17 protein-coding genes are annotated in these 17,604 nt (G+C 52.7%); all 17 read right to left on the minus strand.

What is annotated here, in order from left to right:
- Positions 1-119 precede the first annotated feature (119 nt).
- Positions 120-1,133, minus strand: coding sequence for a galactose ABC transporter substrate-binding protein (locus tag ET464_RS14720; RefSeq protein WP_129442121.1), 1,014 nt, complete (start codon positions 1,131-1,133; stop codon positions 120-122).
- A gap of 126 nt (positions 1,134-1,259) precedes the next feature.
- Complete coding sequence (locus ET464_RS14725) at positions 1,260-2,249, minus strand: substrate-binding domain-containing protein (protein WP_129442123.1); 990 nt, start codon at positions 2,247-2,249, stop codon at positions 1,260-1,262.
- The gene (locus tag ET464_RS20395) at positions 2,242-3,228 is read right to left on the minus strand and encodes a sensor histidine kinase (protein WP_244226549.1); all 987 of its coding nucleotides are present in this window, start codon (positions 3,226-3,228) and stop codon (positions 2,242-2,244) included. The genes ET464_RS14725 and ET464_RS20395 overlap by 8 nt, the downstream gene beginning before the upstream one ends.
- A gap of 83 nt (positions 3,229-3,311) precedes the next feature.
- Positions 3,312-3,992, minus strand: coding sequence for a cache domain-containing protein (locus ET464_RS20400; protein ID WP_244226550.1), 681 nt, complete (start codon positions 3,990-3,992; stop codon positions 3,312-3,314).
- Positions 3,992-5,650 (minus strand): response regulator, encoded by a 1,659-nt coding sequence (locus ET464_RS14735; protein WP_129442125.1) that lies wholly within the window; start codon positions 5,648-5,650, stop codon positions 3,992-3,994. The genes ET464_RS20400 and ET464_RS14735 overlap by 1 nt, the downstream gene beginning before the upstream one ends.
- A 100-nt stretch (positions 5,651-5,750) precedes the next feature.
- A complete protein-coding gene (locus tag ET464_RS14740; protein WP_129442127.1) occupies positions 5,751-6,872 on the minus strand; it encodes a peptidylprolyl isomerase in 1,122 nt (373 codons plus the stop codon).
- A gap of 75 nt (positions 6,873-6,947) precedes the next feature.
- Positions 6,948-10,469 carry a transcription-repair coupling factor gene (gene mfd / locus ET464_RS14745; RefSeq protein WP_129444432.1) on the minus strand — a complete coding sequence of 1,174 codons (3,522 nt, stop codon included), beginning with the start codon at positions 10,467-10,469 and terminating at the stop codon, positions 6,948-6,950.
- A 112-nt stretch (positions 10,470-10,581) separates the two neighbouring features.
- Positions 10,582-10,812, minus strand: coding sequence for an anti-sigma-F factor Fin (gene fin, locus ET464_RS14750; RefSeq protein ID WP_129442129.1), 231 nt, complete (start codon positions 10,810-10,812; stop codon positions 10,582-10,584).
- Between the two features lie 63 nt (positions 10,813-10,875).
- Positions 10,876-11,436 (minus strand): aminoacyl-tRNA hydrolase, encoded by a 561-nt coding sequence (gene pth / locus ET464_RS14755; RefSeq protein WP_129442131.1) that lies wholly within the window; start codon positions 11,434-11,436, stop codon positions 10,876-10,878.
- 301 nt (positions 11,437-11,737) lie between these two features.
- Entirely contained in the window at positions 11,738-12,385 is a 648-nt protein-coding gene (locus ET464_RS14760) for a 50S ribosomal protein L25/general stress protein Ctc (protein ID WP_129442133.1), read from the minus strand.
- A gap of 114 nt (positions 12,386-12,499) precedes the next feature.
- Entirely contained in the window at positions 12,500-13,900 is a 1,401-nt protein-coding gene (gene glmU / locus ET464_RS14765) for a bifunctional UDP-N-acetylglucosamine diphosphorylase/glucosamine-1-phosphate N-acetyltransferase GlmU (RefSeq protein WP_129442135.1), read from the minus strand.
- Positions 13,901-14,114: 214 nt separating this feature from the next.
- Positions 14,115-14,399, minus strand: a complete 285-nt coding sequence (spoVG, locus tag ET464_RS14770) for a septation regulator SpoVG (RefSeq protein WP_129442137.1) — start codon at positions 14,397-14,399, stop codon at positions 14,115-14,117.
- A gap of 130 nt (positions 14,400-14,529) precedes the next feature.
- Positions 14,530-14,925 carry a RidA family protein gene (locus tag ET464_RS14775; RefSeq protein ID WP_129442139.1) on the minus strand — a complete coding sequence of 132 codons (396 nt, stop codon included), beginning with the start codon at positions 14,923-14,925 and terminating at the stop codon, positions 14,530-14,532.
- A 19-nt stretch (positions 14,926-14,944) separates the two neighbouring features.
- Positions 14,945-15,769 carry a pur operon repressor gene (gene purR, locus ET464_RS14780; RefSeq protein ID WP_129442141.1) on the minus strand — a complete coding sequence of 275 codons (825 nt, stop codon included), beginning with the start codon at positions 15,767-15,769 and terminating at the stop codon, positions 14,945-14,947.
- 83 nt (positions 15,770-15,852) lie between these two features.
- Entirely contained in the window at positions 15,853-16,707 is an 855-nt protein-coding gene (gene ispE, locus ET464_RS14785) for a 4-(cytidine 5'-diphospho)-2-C-methyl-D-erythritol kinase (protein ID WP_129442143.1), read from the minus strand.
- A gap of 124 nt (positions 16,708-16,831) precedes the next feature.
- Positions 16,832-17,017: a small, acid-soluble spore protein, alpha/beta type gene (locus ET464_RS14790; RefSeq protein WP_129442145.1), complete on the minus strand. Its 186-nt coding sequence runs from the start codon at positions 17,015-17,017 to the stop codon at positions 16,832-16,834.
- 166 nt (positions 17,018-17,183) lie between these two features.
- Complete coding sequence (gene veg / locus ET464_RS14795) at positions 17,184-17,459, minus strand: biofilm formation stimulator Veg (protein WP_129442147.1); 276 nt, start codon at positions 17,457-17,459, stop codon at positions 17,184-17,186.
- Positions 17,460-17,604 lie beyond the last annotated feature (145 nt).

A 17,604-nucleotide genomic window follows, 5' to 3' on the forward strand; every position in this document is an offset into this window, starting at 1 on the left:
GCCTCCTCTTCCCAGCCTAGCCGTCAAATCAGCTGCGGACTTATAGATAAGAGGGAACGGAAGCTTCCAGCTGGCCGTCCCCCTGTTTTCATGCCGCTATTTGTCTAGTTGTAATAAACTTATTTGCTGCTTTCTTGCGTTACTTTTTGGTAAGGAATCCAAATATATTTGCCATCGGTAATGTCATAACCGGTGTTGTCCTTCGTAGGCGCTTCGCCTTTCGCCAGCACGCTCATCAGGTTAACCGTCGCTTTGCCTTGGTTCTCCGCATCGTTAAGCACCGTACCGAGCAGCGTGCCGTCTTTCAACGCTTGCTTCGCCGCATCCGTCGCGTCAACCCCTACAACCGGCATATATTTGCTGCCTGTGAAGTAGCCGCCTGCTTTCAATGCTTCGATTGCGCCAAGCGCCATATCGTCATTGTTTGCAATAACCGCTTCAATTTTGTCGCCGTGCGAAGCGAGGAACGCCGCCATTTTTTCTTGGCCTTTTACGCGGTCCCACATAGCGGTATCTTCAGCCAGCTTCTCTACTTTAATGCCGGCGTCTTGGATCGCTTGTACCGAAAATTTCGTGCGGAGTTCGGCATCTTGGTGTCCTGGTTCGCCTTTCAGCATGACGTACTGCAATACGCCGTCGCCGTTTTTGTCCGCTTCCGGATGCGCTTTCCAATAATCGGCGACGATTTCGCCTTCCATCGTGCCGGACTCTTCTGCTTTTGCGCCTACGAAATAGGCTTTGTCCCATTTTGCCAAATCATCGGCCATCGGTTCGCGGTTAATAAATACAACCGGAATGTTTGCTTTTTGCGCTTTGTCGATAATGATGCCAGCCGCCGTACGGTCAACCGGGTTAATCGCCATCGCTTTCATTTTTTTCGTAATAAACAAATCCACTTTATCGTTTTGGGTTGGCTGCGAGTTTTGGCTGTCTACAATATCCACTTTCAGCTTGCCTTCCGCTGCAGCGGAAATTGCAGTACGGACGCCGCTCATAAACGTGTCGTCGAATTTATAAATCGCAACGCCGGCTTTTGGCGTACCGCCTTCGCCGCCGCTTCCGCCCGAGTTCGAGCATCCTGCAGCAACAACTGCCATGGCGCCTGCTACGAGTGCTAATGTCCATTTTTTCATCTAAAACAACCCCCTGATGAATTCTTTATTTGCTGCTCTTGCTTACAATCTAATTATGTCGAAATGGGGCTTCGTTTCGAATGAAGGATTCTGCTGTTTTTTATTAAAATCCTCATCTCTTTGTAATTATTGCACCACAGGGAAAAGAAGCTTCTGGTTTTCCATCCAAAACATGTTAAATTTATTGATGATTTTCATATCCATATCCACTTTCGCCGGCACCGGCTCGCCCTTCGCCGCAGCAAGCGCATATTTGACGCCCAAATAACCGATGCTGAACGGATTTTGTACTATCAGCGCCTGGAGCTGGCCGTCCTGCAGCAGTTCCAGCAGCTCATCGGAGCTGTCGAAGCCGATCAGCTTAATCTGCCCCCCGGCCTGCCGGCGCTGCAGCTCTGTGGCGGCTCCTGCCGTCGTATCCGTATTTAAAGATATAATGCCGTCCACTTTCTCCGCCTCCAGCAAACGGCGCACCGCCTCTTGGCATTCCCCGTATTGCTGCGAGCATTGCTGGCTGGATACGATATGTATGCCGGATCCGGCTTCCGCTGCCGCTTCTCTAATCCCCTGCTCGCGAAGCTTGCCGTTAATGCCGCCCGCCGAGGATGAAAGGATGGCAATCCGGCCTTTGCCGCCCAGCATCTCGGACATTTGGCGCAGCGCCTCCCGGCCTGCCTTTCTATTATCAATGCCGATATAGGAGACCGTCTTGCCGCTGGTCAGCAGGCTGTCGATGGCCACAACCGGAATGCCCCGCTTGTCCGCTTCTTTCAGAAAAGGCGCAAATGCCGCGTCATCACTGGCGCCCAGCACAATGGCATCCGGTTTTTCGTCCAGCGACATCATCGCCTTCTCGACCTGGCTGCCCACATCCCCTTCATCCTCGGCCGCAAATGTATGCACGTTGACGCCAAATTCCTTGACTGCCGCTTCCGCCCCGGAAGCGATATTGTTCCAGTAGCTTCCTTCGCTTGTCCGCATAATGAGCTGTATCGTCTTCTCCTCGTGTTTAGGTTTCCCGCCGAAAAGCGACGGCATCCACGCTGACACAAGAAGCAGTGCGGCTGCCGCCAGCATCAGCCCGCCCAGCCAGTAGCTGCGGTATGTTTTATTCATCGTCCGCCACCCTCCCTTCCTGTTCTATCCGGCGGGCCGGAAACCGGATAGAGACGGTTGTCCCTTCCTCCAGCTCGCTTTCAAAGGAAAGCCCGTATTCCGCGCCGTAATAAAGCCGGATCCGCTCTTGAACGTTCATCACGCCTACGCCGGAGCCTTTGGCGCTTTTCACATTGCCGGCTCTCACTTCATTCAACCGTTCTTCCGTCATGCCCAGCCCGTTATCGCTCACTTCAATGACGACATCCGCGCCGTCCAGCCGCGCCTTGATGCTGATATGCCCTTCGTCAACCGACGGCTCGATGCCGTGGACAATGGCGTTTTCAATAAGCGGCTGCACGATCAGCTTTAAGGTGGAGCAGGAGGAAACCTGCTCATCCGCTTCAATGGAGTAGGTAAATTTATTTTTGAACCGGATATTTTGAATCACCAAATAGTTGCGCGCATGCTCAAGCTCATCTTCCAAGGAAATGATGGCATTCCCTTTCGACAAGCTGATCCGGAACAGCTTCGACAGCGACGTAATCGTCGTCACCACATCGGCATTCCGGTTCATCCCGACCATACGGACAACCGTGTTTAAAGTGTTATATAAAAAATGCGGATTAATTTGCGCCTGCAGCGCTTCCAGCTCATATTTCCGCTTGCTTTCCTGCTCGGACACAATTTGTTTCATCAGCAGTTTAATCGTGCCGATCATCATGTTGAACCGGTCCGCCAAATGTTTGACTTCAAGCGGTCCTTCGCTGCTGGCGAGCTTGTCGAAATCGCCCCGCTCCACGCTTTTCATCGACATTTCCAGCTGGCGGATCGGCCTCGATATGCGGCGCGACACGACGCTCGACAGCACAATAACGATGAGCGCAAGCGCAAGCAGCAGCTTCGGGAGCGACCGGTTTAACGTTTCGCTTGTCACCATCACTTCATCCATATAAGAGACGCCGACCAGCTTCCAGCCGACATTGCCGATCGTTTGCACGCTGATCAGCCTGCTTTCGCCGGACGACTTGTCAATGTAGCTGCCGTAAGTATGGCGGAGCGCAAGCTCCGGGTTTTCCGATTTTAAGCCCGCATATATAAGCTGAAGCTGGGGTGGTACACAATATTGCCGGCCGACTCGTCCAAAATATAGACGTACCCTTTCTTCCCCAGGCTGACGCGGTTTGACAGCTGGTCAATCTGGTTGAAGTTGACGTCCAGCAGCAGCACGCCGTTAACCGGCTTGCCGCCTTTTTGCACCGTGATGCTTTTGCTTAAGGTAACAACCCAGCGAAATTGATTGCTGTAAAAGTTTTCGACATGAGGCAGCGAGATGGATAAATGGCCTGGCGTATCCAATGCGCTTTTAAACCAGCTTTCCTTGGCCGGGTTAAAAGACTTCTTCATCGCCACATTCGGGATGTTAAATATCGGCTGGCCCCGGTCATCGAACAAAGCAAGCGTCACCGTATCCATCCGGGTCGACATCATCATCTCCAGCTGATGCTGCAGCTGCCCGGAAGTTACATCCCCGCCTTGAGCAATCGTCAGGTCCATCGTATGAAACAGCTCGGAGATGCTGGCGATGTAGCCTTCCAGGTTATAGCTCACCTGATCGACAATTTGCTGGGAGTTGCGGAACGCGTTATCTTTCGTCGTAGCGGAAAACCGGCTGTACAGGACTAAACCGACCGCAATAATGACCAGCACGGAAAAAAGCGACAAGGAGACGGACAAAATAAACTGGATGCTTTTCCGTTTCATCAGCTGCCCCGCTCCGATAATCCGTTCCGGTACTCCTTGGCCGAGATGCCGGCGTATTTTTTAAAGCAAAGGCTAAAGTAGTTCGGATCGGAGAAGCCCACCTGCTCCGCAATTTCAAATGTTTTCAGATCGGTTGTCCGCAGCAGCTCCTTGGCGATTTCCATCCGCAGCTGAAGCAGGTAAGCGCCGTAGGTCAGCTTCAGCTCCCGCTTGAACACGGTGCTGAAATAACCGGCGCTTACGTGCAAATGGGCGCACAGCTTGGCGATCGACAAATCGCTGTCGCGGTAGTTTTCTTTGGTATACGCAATCGCTTCCTCTACGATACGCTTGTAGGAGCGCTGCCGCTGGCTTGCGATCCGGCTGCGCACTTTGGCGCATAAGTCCCCATACCAGGCTTTTGTTTCCTCCATGCTGTTCAGCTTCTGGTATTGCGCCAGTATATCGGTGCCGCCTTTAAACCATTCTTCATTCCCGGATCCGGACTCCAGCCCTTTCGTCAGCTTCATGATCGCAAGCACCATCTCCATCAAATAAAGCTGTACCTCATAGACCGGCGCCTGTGAGCGGGCCACATCGTCAAACAGCCCGTCCACCAGCTCCTTCAGCTCTTGTTCGGTCCCCACTTTTACGGTACTGAGCAAATTTTGCTTGCGTGTCTCATCGAACAGAAGCTCTTCATTCGAGCGGTCCTCCATATCTTCGATGCAAATAATACGGTTGCTGCCCAATATGCGGCGGTAATCCAGCGCCATCGAAGCCGATTCATACGCTTCTTTTAAAGCTCCGATTTCCGGAACCGCCCTCCCGACGCCAATGTTGACGGTAAGCCGCAAATATTTTTCAATGCTTTGCAGCACTTCCTTCAGCACATCCATCAAGTTGCCGTTTTCCTGGAAAGAACCCTCCTGCTGTACGACATTCAGGAGCACGACGCGGTCTTGATGGACAAATACTTTGCCCATTCCGTATTTCGCCCATATTTCGCCGGCCACATTCACGACCGAAAACAGCTTCAGATCGAGATCATAAGAGGAAGCAAGCGATTTGACAGCCGTCTCATCTTCGTTCCCGCCTTGTTCGTCCGTATGATAAACCGCAATTACAGATACCACGTAGCCTCGGCCGTCCAGCTCCAATCCGTAAGCCTCCGCTTTACTCCGGACAACGGACAGCGGCTGCTTGCGGGTAATTAGCGATGAGAGGAACTTCTCGCGCACGATCGGGAGGCTCATCCGGTAATGCTCTTCCAGCAGCTGCAAGTTGCTGTGCTTTTCCCGTTCCTCGTCCATCCGCTGGGCGATTTTAAGAACCGTATCCGTAATCTGGGTGCCGGAAAACGGCTTAAGCACATATTCATCGACCTGCAGCCGGATCGCCTGCTTGGCATACTCGAACTCATCGTAGCCGCTCAAAATAACGATCCGCGTCAGCGGATAAGCGCCTCTCGCCCATTCCGCCAGCTCCAGCCCATTCATATAAGGCATGCTAATATCTGTAATGAGCACATCCGGCTCAAGCTTCTCGAACAATTCCATTGCTTCCCTGCCGTTGCCGGCCGTCATCACTTCGCCGAAGCCGCAGCCGGCCCAGTCGATTTCCGCCATCAGCCCTTCCGTTACTTCCATTTCATCATCTACAAGCAGCAGCTTATACATACAGTCCCTCCTGTAATCAATAGAGTTAGAATATCCAACCCACAAAAAAAAACGGCCCGACCGGAAGAAATCCGATCGAGCCGTTTGGCAGCAAGGCCAATTATGATTTAGGCGTTTCCGAAGCCTGCGCATCTGCCGAAGCGGACGGCGAAGCCGCAGCATCCGGAGAAGCGGATGGGCTTGCGGACGCACCCGCGGAAGCCGATGGGCTTGGCGAAGGCTCAGGAAGCGTAACCTTCACATTCAGCTTCTCCAGGTCATTCGTCATGTATTGGCTCATGTTGTTATAAGCGATTGCGCTTTTCACTTTATCTTTTGTCTCTTGCGTAATGTCCTTGTAGTCCAGGACATCGCGTTTTTCCACTTTAATAATGTGGTAACCGTATTCCGTTTCAACCGGATCGCCGATTTTGCCGACTTCCTGCTTCAAAGCGGCATCTTTGAACTCTTCAACGAATTGGGTTACATCCGCATTTTCATACAAACCGCCGTTATCTTTGGAGCCTGGATCGTCGGAATATTCTTTTGCAAGAGCGTTCCAGTCGCCGCCGGCGTCCAGCTTCGCTTTCACTTCCTTCGCACGGGCAAGCGCCTCGTCCGAAGTACGGAGATCTTTGGTTTCGCCGGTCGTTTGGTCGGTTTGTGTCGTGCCGATCAGAATATGGCGCAGCGTTACCGGGTTATAGCTGGATTTGTTTTTCTCATATTCCGCTTTCATTTGATCTTCCGTTACTTGTGAATTCATATGATCGACAACAACCAGCATCAAATTCAAATACGTTTTGACATCGTCGTTCGTAATTTTTTTCGACTCCATCGTTGCTTTCATATTCGCATCGGATTCCGCGTAATCCTTGAAATCTTTAAACTGCTCGTCCGAATCTTTCAGCGCCTTTTTCTTTGTCTCTTCGGAAGCTTGTCCGGACAATACCTTATACGCGATATACTGCTTCAGGAGCTGCTCTTTAAATTGCGGAATTTCAATCAGCTGCTCGTATCCGGGCTGCATAATGTTGAATACGCCCAAATATTTATCAAGCTCCTGCTCCGTTACGTTGCCTCCGTCATAAGTGGCCACAACCGTTCCTTTGCCTTGTCCAGCAAACGCAAAGGAATCTCCTTCTTTCTTACCGCATGCCGATAGTACCGTCACAACCAGAACCGCCGCCATAACAAGCAGCGCGCTTCTCCGCCATGCCAGCTTATGCAAACCGTGCAACATGTTGGATCCCCTTTCGAAAATGTAAAGTTGCTTGTATTGTAACAGATTTATGGAACCGGATGCGAATTTTATTGCTTAAGGGGCTGTTTTCTGCAATTTTTGGCCGGCCGCATACGTCTCTTCAAACTGCCGCAAAAACTTTTCCGCCAGCTCGATTTTTTGCTCCATCGCAAGCCCTTTGCCGCGCAGCGTCAGCAGCGGGCCGTCTTCCGGCTGATAGCGGAACCGGTTCTCGTATTGCAGGCACAGCTGGTTGACCAGTTTTGCATTAATGTTTGCTTTCTCCCGTTCGGCAAAACGGATCAGCATGTCGTCGCCTTTTTGGCTGAACTGCTCGATGCCGTACTGATGGCCGTACACTTTAAGCCGCGCCACGGCAAGCAGATTGTCCACCGCCTTCGGCAGGTTGCCGAACCGGTCCACAATTTCTTCGTGTACATCGTCGGCTTCGTCCAAGGAGCGGATGCCCGCCACCTTTTTGTAAATCTCGATCTTCTGGATGCTGTCGTAAATATAATCCGACGGCAAGTACGCATCGACGCTCAGGTCGATCAGCGTGTTGAACGGCTGGACAACCTGCACTTCCTCGCCGCTCAGCTCCGCTTTGCGCGCTGCGATCTCATCGGCCAGCATCTGCGAATACAGATCAAAACCTACCGAAGCGATAAAGCCGTGCTGCTCCGCCCCAAGCAGATTGCCTGCGCCGCGGATGGCCAGGTCGCGCATCGCAATTTTGAAGCCGGACCCGAGCTCGGTAAATTCTTTAATCGACTGCAGCCTTTTCTCCGCCACTTCGGTCAGCACCTTATCCCGCTGATAGGCGAAATAAGCGTAAGCAATCCGGTTGGAACGGCCTACCCGGCCGCGAAGCTGATACAGCTGGGACAAGCCCATCTTGTCCGCGTCATGCACAATAAGCGTGTTAACATTCGGGATATCGACGCCTGTCTCAATAATGCTGGTGCTGACCAGCACATCCGATTCCCCGTCCAGGAAATCAAGGATCGCCTTCTCCAGCTCCTGTTCGGACATTTGGCCGTGCCCAACCGTCACCCGCGCATCCGGCACAAGCGCCGATATTTGCTCCGCCATCTGGTAGATGCCCTGAACGCGGTTATATAAATAATACACCTGCCCGCCGCGCGCCAGCTCCCGTTCAATCGCTTCGCGCACAAGCGCCATGTTCGTTTCCACCACGTATGTCTGCACCGGGAAGCGGTTTTCCGGCGGCGTTTCAATAACGGACAAATCCCGGACGCCCAGCATCGACATATGCAGCGTGCGCGGAATCGGCGTCGCCGTCAGCGTAAGCACGTCCACATTCGTTTTGAGCCGCTTCAGCTTTTCTTTATGGGACACGCCGAACCGCTGCTCCTCGTCCACAATCAGCAAGCCCAAATCTTTAAAAATAACGTCCTGCGACAGCAGCCGGTGCGTGCCGATTATGACGTCAACCTTGCCTTCCTTCAGCCCTTTAATCGTTTCATTCTGCTCCTTGCGGGAGCGGAAACGGCTCAGCACCTGAATATTAAACGGATAACCGGAGAAGCGCTCGCGGAACGTCTCGTAATGCTGCTGCGCCAAAATCGTCGTCGGCACCAGAACGGCTACCTGCTTGCCTTCTATCGCGGCTTTAAAGGCGGCACGTACCGCCACCTCCGTCTTGCCGTAGCCTACATCTCCGCACAGCAGGCGGTCCATCGGCCGCGGCTGCTCCATATCCCGCTTAATTTCCTCGATGGCGCGCAGCTGATCTCGCGTCTCCTCATAAGGGAACATAGCTTCAAATTCCTGCTGATACGGCGTATCCGGCGAAAAAGCGAACCCTTTGGTTGCCTGCCGCTGCGCATAAAGCTTGATCAGATCGTCGGCAATGTCCTTGACGGACGAACGGGCTTTTGTCTTCGCTCTTGTCCATTCGCTGCCGCCCAGCTTATTGATCTTCGGTTCCTTTTCCTCCGAACCGACGTATTTCTGAATCAGGTCAACCTGCTCGATAGGCACGGACAGCTTATCGCCCGCCGCGTACATAATATGAAGGTAATCTTTATGAATACCTCCGATTTCAAGCGTGCCGATGCCTACAAACTTGCCGATGCCGTGGTTCTGGTGCACGACATAGTCGCCCACCTTCAGCTCGGTGTAGCTTTTAATCCGCTCCGCATTGTCGAGCTTCTTGTCGAGCCTTCTCGCCTTGCGCTGCTTCTGCGAGAACATTTCGCCTTCCGTGATGACTACCAGATGTGAAGATGGCAGCTCAAAACCTGCCTGCAGATTGCCTTCCAGCAGCGTAGGCGGTTCAATGCCGTAATCCTGCAGCACGCGGCGCATCCGTTCCATCCGTTCGGCGCCGCCGGCCAGCATCATCACATTGGCGCCGGTCTTCCGCCAACGTTCCATCTCGGCCTTCAGCACATTCATCTGGCCGTGGAAGTTTTGCATAGCCCGGCTGGTCATATTTAATATATTTTGCGGCTGGCTGTGCGGAATCTGTCTAAGAAATAGGGATAAAAACAAGGTCTGGAACGGACGATGGTGCAGCACTTCATCCGTTTCTTTCGCCAGCACCAGGCTTGGCAGCGTTTTGCCATTTTGCAGCAGATGGGTTGCCCATTCCGCTTCATCCCGCTCCAGCTGGCGGGCGGTCTCGATAAGCCGCGTCGGCTCGTCAAGCAGCAGCAGCGTATCCTGCGGCATATAATCGATCAATGTCTGGCGCTCGGGATACAGAAGGGCAATATATTTATAAATTTCCGAAAAATAAACCTGTTCGCGCAGCCGCTCAATTTCGCCGCCGATTTCCGTGCGCATCCGATCCTTGGCGCTGCGGTCGGTCATCTTGTCCAGCTGTTTCTCCAGCAGCGACGCGGCATGGTCGGCTGCAGCCTTGAACCGGCGCTCGTCCGCAAGCAGCTCCTTGCACGGCGGAATGGCGATCTCCTGCAAGTTGTCCTGCGAGCGCTGCTCCGCCGGATCAAATGTGCGGATAGAGTCCACGTCGTCGCCAAACCATTCCATCCGGTAAGCAGCGGCAGACGTCAGCGGATAGAAGTCCACAATGCCGCCGCGCACGCTCATCTCGCCTTTGGATTCGACGCGGTCGACGCGCTCGTAGCCGAGCCATGCCATCTTGCGCAAAAACTGCTCCAGCGGCAGCTCGTCGCCGATGCGCACGGTGAATGTCGCTTCCGCCATCGCTTCCTTCACCGGCAAATAGCGGCGAATGCCGGAAAACGGCACAACAACAATCCCGCGGAAGCCGCCGGACAGCTTGATCAGCACATCCGTACGCTGCGCAAGCGTCTCAGGGCTTGAGATCGCCGTTTCCGCAGCTACCAGCTCATTCGCAGGATATAGCAAAACTTGTTCAGGCAATAAACATTCTTGCAAATCTTCCGCTATTTTCTGAGCGGAGAACATATTATGAGTAACAACCAGCATCGGCCGGTCGCACTCTTCCTTCAAAGAGGCGATCAGCACCTGCCTGGAAGACGCAGCAAGGCCGGAAACCATTTGCTCGCGCATGCCCGACTTCACTCCAGATACAATCGACTGAACGTCGGCATCGGCGGCAAAAGCTTTGATTAACGCTTTCAAACGAACAAGCACCTCATTTCTCCAAGCAAAATCACCTGCTCCATTGAAAATAAGCCTCAGCCAAACGCCAAGGCTTATCGCGGGTGATGGGCCTTTATGCCCTTCCACCCTATTATTGAAGCGGATTCGCTACTAACAGCAGCTCAGGATTTGCGTCCAAAGCCTCACGGCAATAGTCGCATACAACCTTTACTGTCACATTACCGTTTAAGTCATACGCTATTATATCGCTGCGCTCTTCGGGGGTCAAGAAATGGAAACCGAGCCGCTGTTCCGTAATTCCGCTCCCGTCAATCGTTCCGATAGGCGTCCTGCAGTGTCTGCAAACATAATTTACAGCCATATGTATGCCTCCTGAAGAATAGTTATAACCTTCAGTATGCCCGGACTATCCCGCTCTTAGGCATTAGCCGTTAAACTTTGCCATCGTTTGCTCAAACGTAGCCTTCAGCGAAAACTCCGCTGCATCGGCTGCCTGCTCAATCATCGACTGAAGCTGCGGCTGTTCGCTTTTGGCAAAGTTGGCCAGCACATAGTCCACAATCGGGTACCCCGGCTGAGGGCGGGAGACGCCCATCCGTATCCGGTTAAACGATTGCGTGCCGAAATGCTGGATCAGCGACTTGATGCCGTTGTGCCCACCGGAGCTGCCTTGATAGCGGAGCCGGATTTTGCCGACTTCCGTATCCATATCGTCATAAATAAACAGGCCGTCCGCAAGATCCGCTTTGTAATAATCCATAAACGCGCGGGCCGATTCGCCCGACAAATTCATGTACGTCATCGGCTTGATAAGGAACACCTTGGTGCCCTGCACGTTGCCTTCCCCGATCAGCGCTTTGCATTTGCTTTGGTTCACGGTTATGCCCCAGCGGCGCGCCAGCTCATCAATGACCATAAAACCTACGTTATGGCGTGTTCCGGCGTATTGTGCGCCGGGATTGCCAAGCCCTACAAACCATTTCATGCCTGTTTCCCACTCCTGCCGTTACGATTATGCTACTTTCTTATTCGATATCCAAGCTGCCATTACCTGCCGTCCGCCGGCCAAAAACATAAAGACGGCTGCGCCGTTTATGCAAGCGGCGCAGCCGTCCTTATTCACCTATCGGCAAGCCGGCGCCGCCGGCAGCCGTCATGCCCCGCGGGGATGAGCACGGTGGAGCGCTCACCCGCCGCACCGTGCAGCCCGAACAGCGGAGAAGCCATCCCCTTGGCGGCGCTCCCCCGCCATGGCAGCTTGCGCCAGCCGAGCGTGCATCCAAACGCTAATCCAGCGCCACGGAATGGCGGCGCGCTTCTTCTGCGCGGGCCGCTTCCGCCTCCGCCGCATGATCGGCTGCATGTGCTTCTTCCTCGGACAGCTCCTTCTGCGGAGCCAGCACCGTCACGACTACCAGCGATGGATCGGATTTCACCTTCACCTGCGGAGGCAGCTTCAAATCTTTTACAAGCAGATTCTCGCCAACGCCCAGCGCCGTTACATCCGCCGCAATCGACTCCGGCAAATCGCCCGGCAGGCACTCAACTTCCACCTCATGGACAATCGCCTGCAAAATGCCGCCTTCCCGAACCCCGGCGGAATCGCCAACGAGATCCAGACGTACGGCGGCATGGATGGCTTCATTCATATTTACTTTATGCAAATCTACATGCAGCACCTGGCGCGACAGCGAATCCCGCTGCACTTCGGTAATCATCACGTTTTCCTTATTGCCTTGCGAAATCGTCAGCTCCAGCACCGCTTTCGGGTGGGAGCGCAGCAATGCAAGCAGCTCCTTTTCCTCCAGCGTAATCGGAGAAGGAGCCACCATCTTCCCGAACAGGACGCCCGGAATTTTCCCTTGGCTTCTGAGCCGCTTCAGCTCGCCTTTCGTTCCGTTCATTCTTGGCTCAGCCGTTAAAGATTGAGTCATCTATGGAAACCTCCTTCGCAGAAATCAATTTCCATATAGGTTTACCCCAATCTCTTCCTTCTTAAACAGCTTGGCGAACTGTGAACTCCGCTGATTCGCTTATTCGGCAGCGGTTTATTGCTTTTGGCTCCGCTCTTTTTTAGCTTTGGCGCGGGCGCGGATTTTGTCCGCATATCCCGGCTTATTCGTCTGCCGTTCGCGCGCAATCGCAAGATCGCCTGCCGGAACGTCGCTCGTAATGGTCGAGCCGGCTACCACATACGCACCTTCTCCGATTTTGACCGGCGCGATCAGGTTGACGTTGCTGCCCACAAAAGCATTGTCCGCAATTTCCGTCACTGATTTGTTAAACCCGTCGTAATTGACGGTAATCGCACCGCAGCCGATGTTGACGTCTTTGCCTACAACGGCGTCGCCGACGTAACTTAAATGCGACACTTTGCTGCCGTCATCAAGCACTGCGTTCTTCAGCTCGACAAAATCGCCGATTTTGCATTCGCGGCCCAGCTTCGAGCCCGGACGAAGATTCGCATACGGGCCAACCGAGCTTTTATCGCCAACAACCGATTCATTAATAACCGAGTATTTCACCGTAACGCCATTGCCGATCGACGAGTTCGCGATTTCTGCATTTGGTCCGATGACCGCATCTTCGCCAATAACGGTTGCGCCTTTCAGCACCGTACCCGGATAAATGACCGTATCTGCGCCGATCTGCACATCCGCTTCAATGTAAGCGGAAGCCGCATCAATAAACGTCACGCCATTCACCATATGGCGGCGGTTGATGCGCGCGCGCATCAGCTGCTCCGCTTCGGCAAGCGCAATGCGGTCGTTGACGCCGATCGCTTCGGCGAGATCATCCGTCGCATAACCTTGCACCACTTCGCCTGCTTCACGGAATATGCGGATCACGTCGGTCAAATAGTATTCGCCTTGCGCGTTCTCGTTGGTCACTTTGGCAAGAGCCGCAAACAGCTTCCGATTGTCAAAAATATACGTGCCCGTATTGATTTCCTGTACAGCCGCTTCTTCCGGCGTGCAATCCTTCTGCTCCACGATCCGTTCTACCGTACCGTCCGCGCCGCGGATGATACGGCCATAACCGGCAGGCTGCTCGAATACAGCCGTCAAAATCGTAGCCGCAGCGCCGCTTTGCTCATGCAGCTTCTGCATTGCTTCGATCGTCTCCGCCTTTACGAGCGGCGTGTCGCCGCAAATGACGATGGTCATGCCTTCTTCGCCGCCAAGCAGCTGCTCCGCCTGCTTTACAGCATGGCCGGTGCCCAGCTGCTGCTCCTGCAGCACATATTCGGCAGAATCGCCGAGGTACGATTTGACCGCTTCAGCTCCATGCCCAACGATGATAACGGTACGCTCGCAGGATACTTGCCCTACCGTGTGGACGACATGTCCTACCATCGGCTTACCTGCGACTTGATGAAGCACTTTATATAATTTCGATTTCATCCGCTTGCCTTGCCCTGCTGCAAGCACGATTGCCATTGTTTTCAACGTCTATAACCTCCTGCCTGAACGCAGCCGTACCGGGATTGTTGCGGTCCGGACGAGTGCGAAGGCGTATCCTGTGTAATGCCAACCTCTACAAAAATATATCCCATCTCAAGCAAAAAGAAAAGAGAGCCTACGCGGCTCCCTCCTCTACACAAATGCTCTTGCTAGGTCTATCTCCTCATTAGAGAAGCCCTGTAACCCCATTAAAAGCGAATTAAGCTCCTTCTTCAATAGCCACTTCTTCGGTGGCCGCACGCTCGTATTCGGCGAGCACGGCAACTTGAATTTTCTCCCGAGTGGTCGAAGAAATCGGGTGTGCGATATCCCGAAATTCTCCATCCGGCGTACGCTTGCTAGGCATTGCTACAAACATCCCATTGTTGCCGTCAATAACACGGATATCGTGAACGACGAATTCGTTGTCAATGGTAATCGAAGCAATAGCTTTCATGCGACCTTCCGAATTTACACGGCGGAGTCTGACATCAGTAATTTGCATTTGTGTTCACCACCTTGTCTATGTGAGACTTGGTGTATACTTTCCACACTTTCTAACGAATTCCTTCTCTAAAATTCCCATTATTTTGCGCTATTTTAAATTTTTTTTTGATTTTGAATTTTTTTCGCTGTTATTCGACATGAGTCGATGCGATCAATTCTATTTCGACAAATACGTCTTTTGGCAGTCTTGCAACCTCGACTGCAGACCGAGCCGGTTTATGGTCGCCAAAGTAAGAAGCATAAATTTCGTTGACCGTTGCAAAATGGCTCATGTCCTTCAGAAAGACGGTTGCTTTCACTACGTCAGAGAAAGCTGCACCTGCTGCCGCAAGCACTTCCTTCAAGTTACGGAACACCTGGTGCGTCTGCTCCTCAATGCCGCCTTCCACAAGCTGGCCGGATGCATCCAGCGGAATTTGGCCGGACGTAAACAATAAACCGCCTAGTTGGATAGCCTGCGAATAAGGACCGATTGCAGCCGGGGCTTTATCCGTCGATACCGGAACCGGTTGTTTCTTCGTCATACGTGCATCTCCTTCACCGTTAAGCAAAATAGTTGCCTGGAATTACTGTAGTTTGCTTCGTCTTCAAATCAACCGCCGTCAGTTTCGCCAGCGATACATAATCTTCGAGCAGCCGCTCTTCGCGTTCCACTTCCCCTGATTCTACAAAGACGCCTACGCCGGCGACCGTCGCTTTAAACTCGTACAACAGATCCATCATGCCTTGAATCGTTCCGCCCGCCTTCATGAAGTCATCAATAATGAGAACACGGGACTGCTCCTTGAGCGCTCTGCGGGCTAACGACATCGTCTGGATGCGCTTGTTCGAGCCCGATACGTAGTTAATGCTTACCGCCGAACCTTCCGTTACCTTGTTATCTCTCCGAACAATGACAACCGGCAGGTTCAAGCAGTTAGCCGTTGCATAAGCAAGCGGTATGCCCTTTGTTTCTACCGTCATCACCACATCAATATGGCGCCCTGCAAAAGCCGTCGCAAACATGCGGCCGAGGTCGTTAAGCAGCTCCGGCTGCCCCAGCATATCCGTCATATATAAATAACCGCCGGGCAGCACCCGCTCCGGCAGCTCAAGCTCCTTGCAAATGCCGGTCATAATCTCAAGCGCCGTATCCTTATTCATCTTAGGCGTGTATTTGACGCCGCCGGCCGCGCCCGCAAGCGTATGCAGTTCTCCGAAGCCTTCCTCTTCAAATACCTCTTTTATAATAGCCAAATCCTCACTGATCGACGACTTGGCTGACTGATAACGATCTGCGAATGCTGTTAGCGATATTAACGTGTGGGGACGGCTTAGCAGATATTGTGTCATCTCTACTAATCTTGCGCTACGCTTTAATTTTTTCAAAACACATCTCCCCCCACTAAATCCGAATATTATAATGACAATATAACATTTTTATACGGATTTAATCAAGAATTACGTCATGGTTATGTAAGCAATCTTACCACATATACTTCTTTGCAAAATCCTCTTAGCCCGTTATAAATTCTGGCCAGCTTCGCTTCCTTCGACACTAAGCCAAACACCGTTGGTCCGCTGCCGGACATCAGCACGCCGTCGGCGCCTAGCCGCTGCATGCTTTCCTTCAGCTGCAGCACCTCCGGATACAGCTCCAGTGTTACTTTCTCCAGCACGTTGCCCAGTCCGTCGCAAATCGCGTGGAAGTCGCCGTGCCGGATCGCCGACAGCATGTCCTTCGCCTGAGGATGGCTCGTGATTTCATTCGCGCGCAGCTTGCCGTATACATCAGCCGTCGAAACGTTAATCGGCGGCTTGGCGAGCACAACCCAGCAGCCCGGCGGATTTTCAATCTGCTCCAGCTTCTCACCTCTGCCGGTAGCCAGCGCCGTTCCGCCCGTTACGCAAAAAGGCACGTCCGAGCCAAGCTCGGCCCCCAGGCGGCAAAGCTCCTCCTCCGGTATGTTCAGCTGCCATAACCGGTTTAGTCCGCGAAGCGCCGCAGCGGCATCGCTGCTGCCTCCGGCAAGGCCGGCCGCAACCGGTATTTTTTTATCCAAATGAATGTAGACGCCCTTGCGGACATCGTAACGATCTTTAATGAGCTTAGCTGCCTGAAAGGCCAAATTCTTCTCGTCAAGCGGTATGTAACCGGCCTGGCTGGAGATGATAATGGTATCGCGAGGAAGCTCCTCCATCTCCAGACGGTCCGCCAAATCGACCATTGTCATAATCATTTCGACCTCATGAAACCCGTCCTCGCGCTTGCGGAGCACGTCCAGAAGCAGGTTGATTTTGGCCGGGGCTTTTTCGTATATTTTCATCCGTCGACTTCTCCCGTTCGTTTCATTAGTTAAGCCTCATTATAACAAACGGTTAAAAGAAAAGCTAAGAGTTGTAAGCTCAAGACGAGCCCCTTCTCTTAGCCTGTTTTTGGCGGCGCTGCCGCTATGGCTGATTCGATTTGGCCGCAGCCTGCTCGGCCAGCTGGATCGCCCTTTTGACCATATTGCCTGCGTCTTTGGCGCGGATGCCGCCCCAGCCTTCCTCCTGCACCGTATTATAAAAGCCCAGATCTTTCGCAAGCTCGGTTTTCAGCTGCTCCGACATCATGCCTCTTCTTCTGCGGCTCATCGCTAATCCCTCCCGCTGTAAAATGGCCTTCCCGCGTTAGTATGCGTCCGGCGCAACCGATCCATACAGCCGGATGCCGCCGGCAGCAGAGGATGTACATGCAAAAAAAATGGCGCGGAAGCATCCGCGCCACAAGGATCCGGCTGTTCAATCGCCGGAAATGTATTTAATGTTGAATATAGGTAATACGGACTTGACCTTCGTCATTGCATACGGTCACTTCCACCGATTCTGTCAGTATATCCGCATAACTGTAGGAGACGCGCTTAAAGGCGTTTTGCTCCTGATCCAGTTTGACAATGAAAACAGAAGGGTAGGTTTCTTCCAACACGCCGGTACGTTCAATGGTCTTTCGCCGACCACCGTTTGCTCGAAGACGGATTTTGGAGCCTACATGGGCTTCCAAGCTGCGTTTAATTTCCAATAGCGCATTTTTTGCCATTGTCCACTACCACCTCTTTCCCTGTCCATTATAACCAAAAAGAGGGAGGTTGTCAAATAAGGCAAAATATTATATCAACGTTCCTATTTTTTTGTCAACGGTTTTTTCGCCCATTTTTTCAAAAAACATTAATATTACGAGAAAC

This window comes from Paenibacillus protaetiae (assembly GCF_004135365.1).
Taxonomy (GTDB): domain Bacteria; phylum Bacillota; class Bacilli; order Paenibacillales; family Paenibacillaceae; genus Paenibacillus_AP; species Paenibacillus_AP protaetiae.

Bases quoted from the DNA above. Each gene is read 5' to 3' on its own strand.
- ET464_RS14720 (WP_129442121.1), bottom strand. From the start codon at position 1,133: ATGAAAAAATGGACATTAGCACTCGTAGCAGGCGCCATGGCAGTTGTT.
- ET464_RS14725 (WP_129442123.1), bottom strand. From the start codon at position 2,249: ATGAATAAAACATACCGCAGCTACTGGCTGGGCGGGCTGATGCTGGCG.
- ET464_RS20400 (WP_244226550.1), bottom strand. From the start codon at position 3,992: ATGAAACGGAAAAGCATCCAGTTTATTTTGTCCGTCTCCTTGTCGCTT.
- ET464_RS14735 (WP_129442125.1), bottom strand. From the start codon at position 5,650: ATGTATAAGCTGCTGCTTGTAGATGATGAAATGGAAGTAACGGAAGGG.
- ET464_RS14740 (WP_129442127.1), bottom strand. From the start codon at position 6,872: ATGTTGCACGGTTTGCATAAGCTGGCATGGCGGAGAAGCGCGCTGCTT.
- fin (WP_129442129.1), bottom strand. From the start codon at position 10,812: ATGGCTGTAAATTATGTTTGCAGACACTGCAGGACGCCTATCGGAACG.
- pth (WP_129442131.1), bottom strand. From the start codon at position 11,436: ATGAAATGGTTTGTAGGGCTTGGCAATCCCGGCGCACAATACGCCGGA.
- ET464_RS14760 (WP_129442133.1), bottom strand. From the start codon at position 12,385: ATGACTCAATCTTTAACGGCTGAGCCAAGAATGAACGGAACGAAAGGC.
- spoVG (WP_129442137.1), bottom strand. From the start codon at position 14,399: ATGCAAATTACTGATGTCAGACTCCGCCGTGTAAATTCGGAAGGTCGC.
- ET464_RS14775 (WP_129442139.1), bottom strand. From the start codon at position 14,925: ATGACGAAGAAACAACCGGTTCCGGTATCGACGGATAAAGCCCCGGCT.
- ispE (WP_129442143.1), bottom strand. From the start codon at position 16,707: ATGAAAATATACGAAAAAGCCCCGGCCAAAATCAACCTGCTTCTGGAC.
- ET464_RS14790 (WP_129442145.1), bottom strand. From the start codon at position 17,017: ATGAGCCGCAGAAGAAGAGGCATGATGTCGGAGCAGCTGAAAACCGAG.
- veg (WP_129442147.1), bottom strand. From the start codon at position 17,459: ATGGCAAAAAATGCGCTATTGGAAATTAAACGCAGCTTGGAAGCCCAT.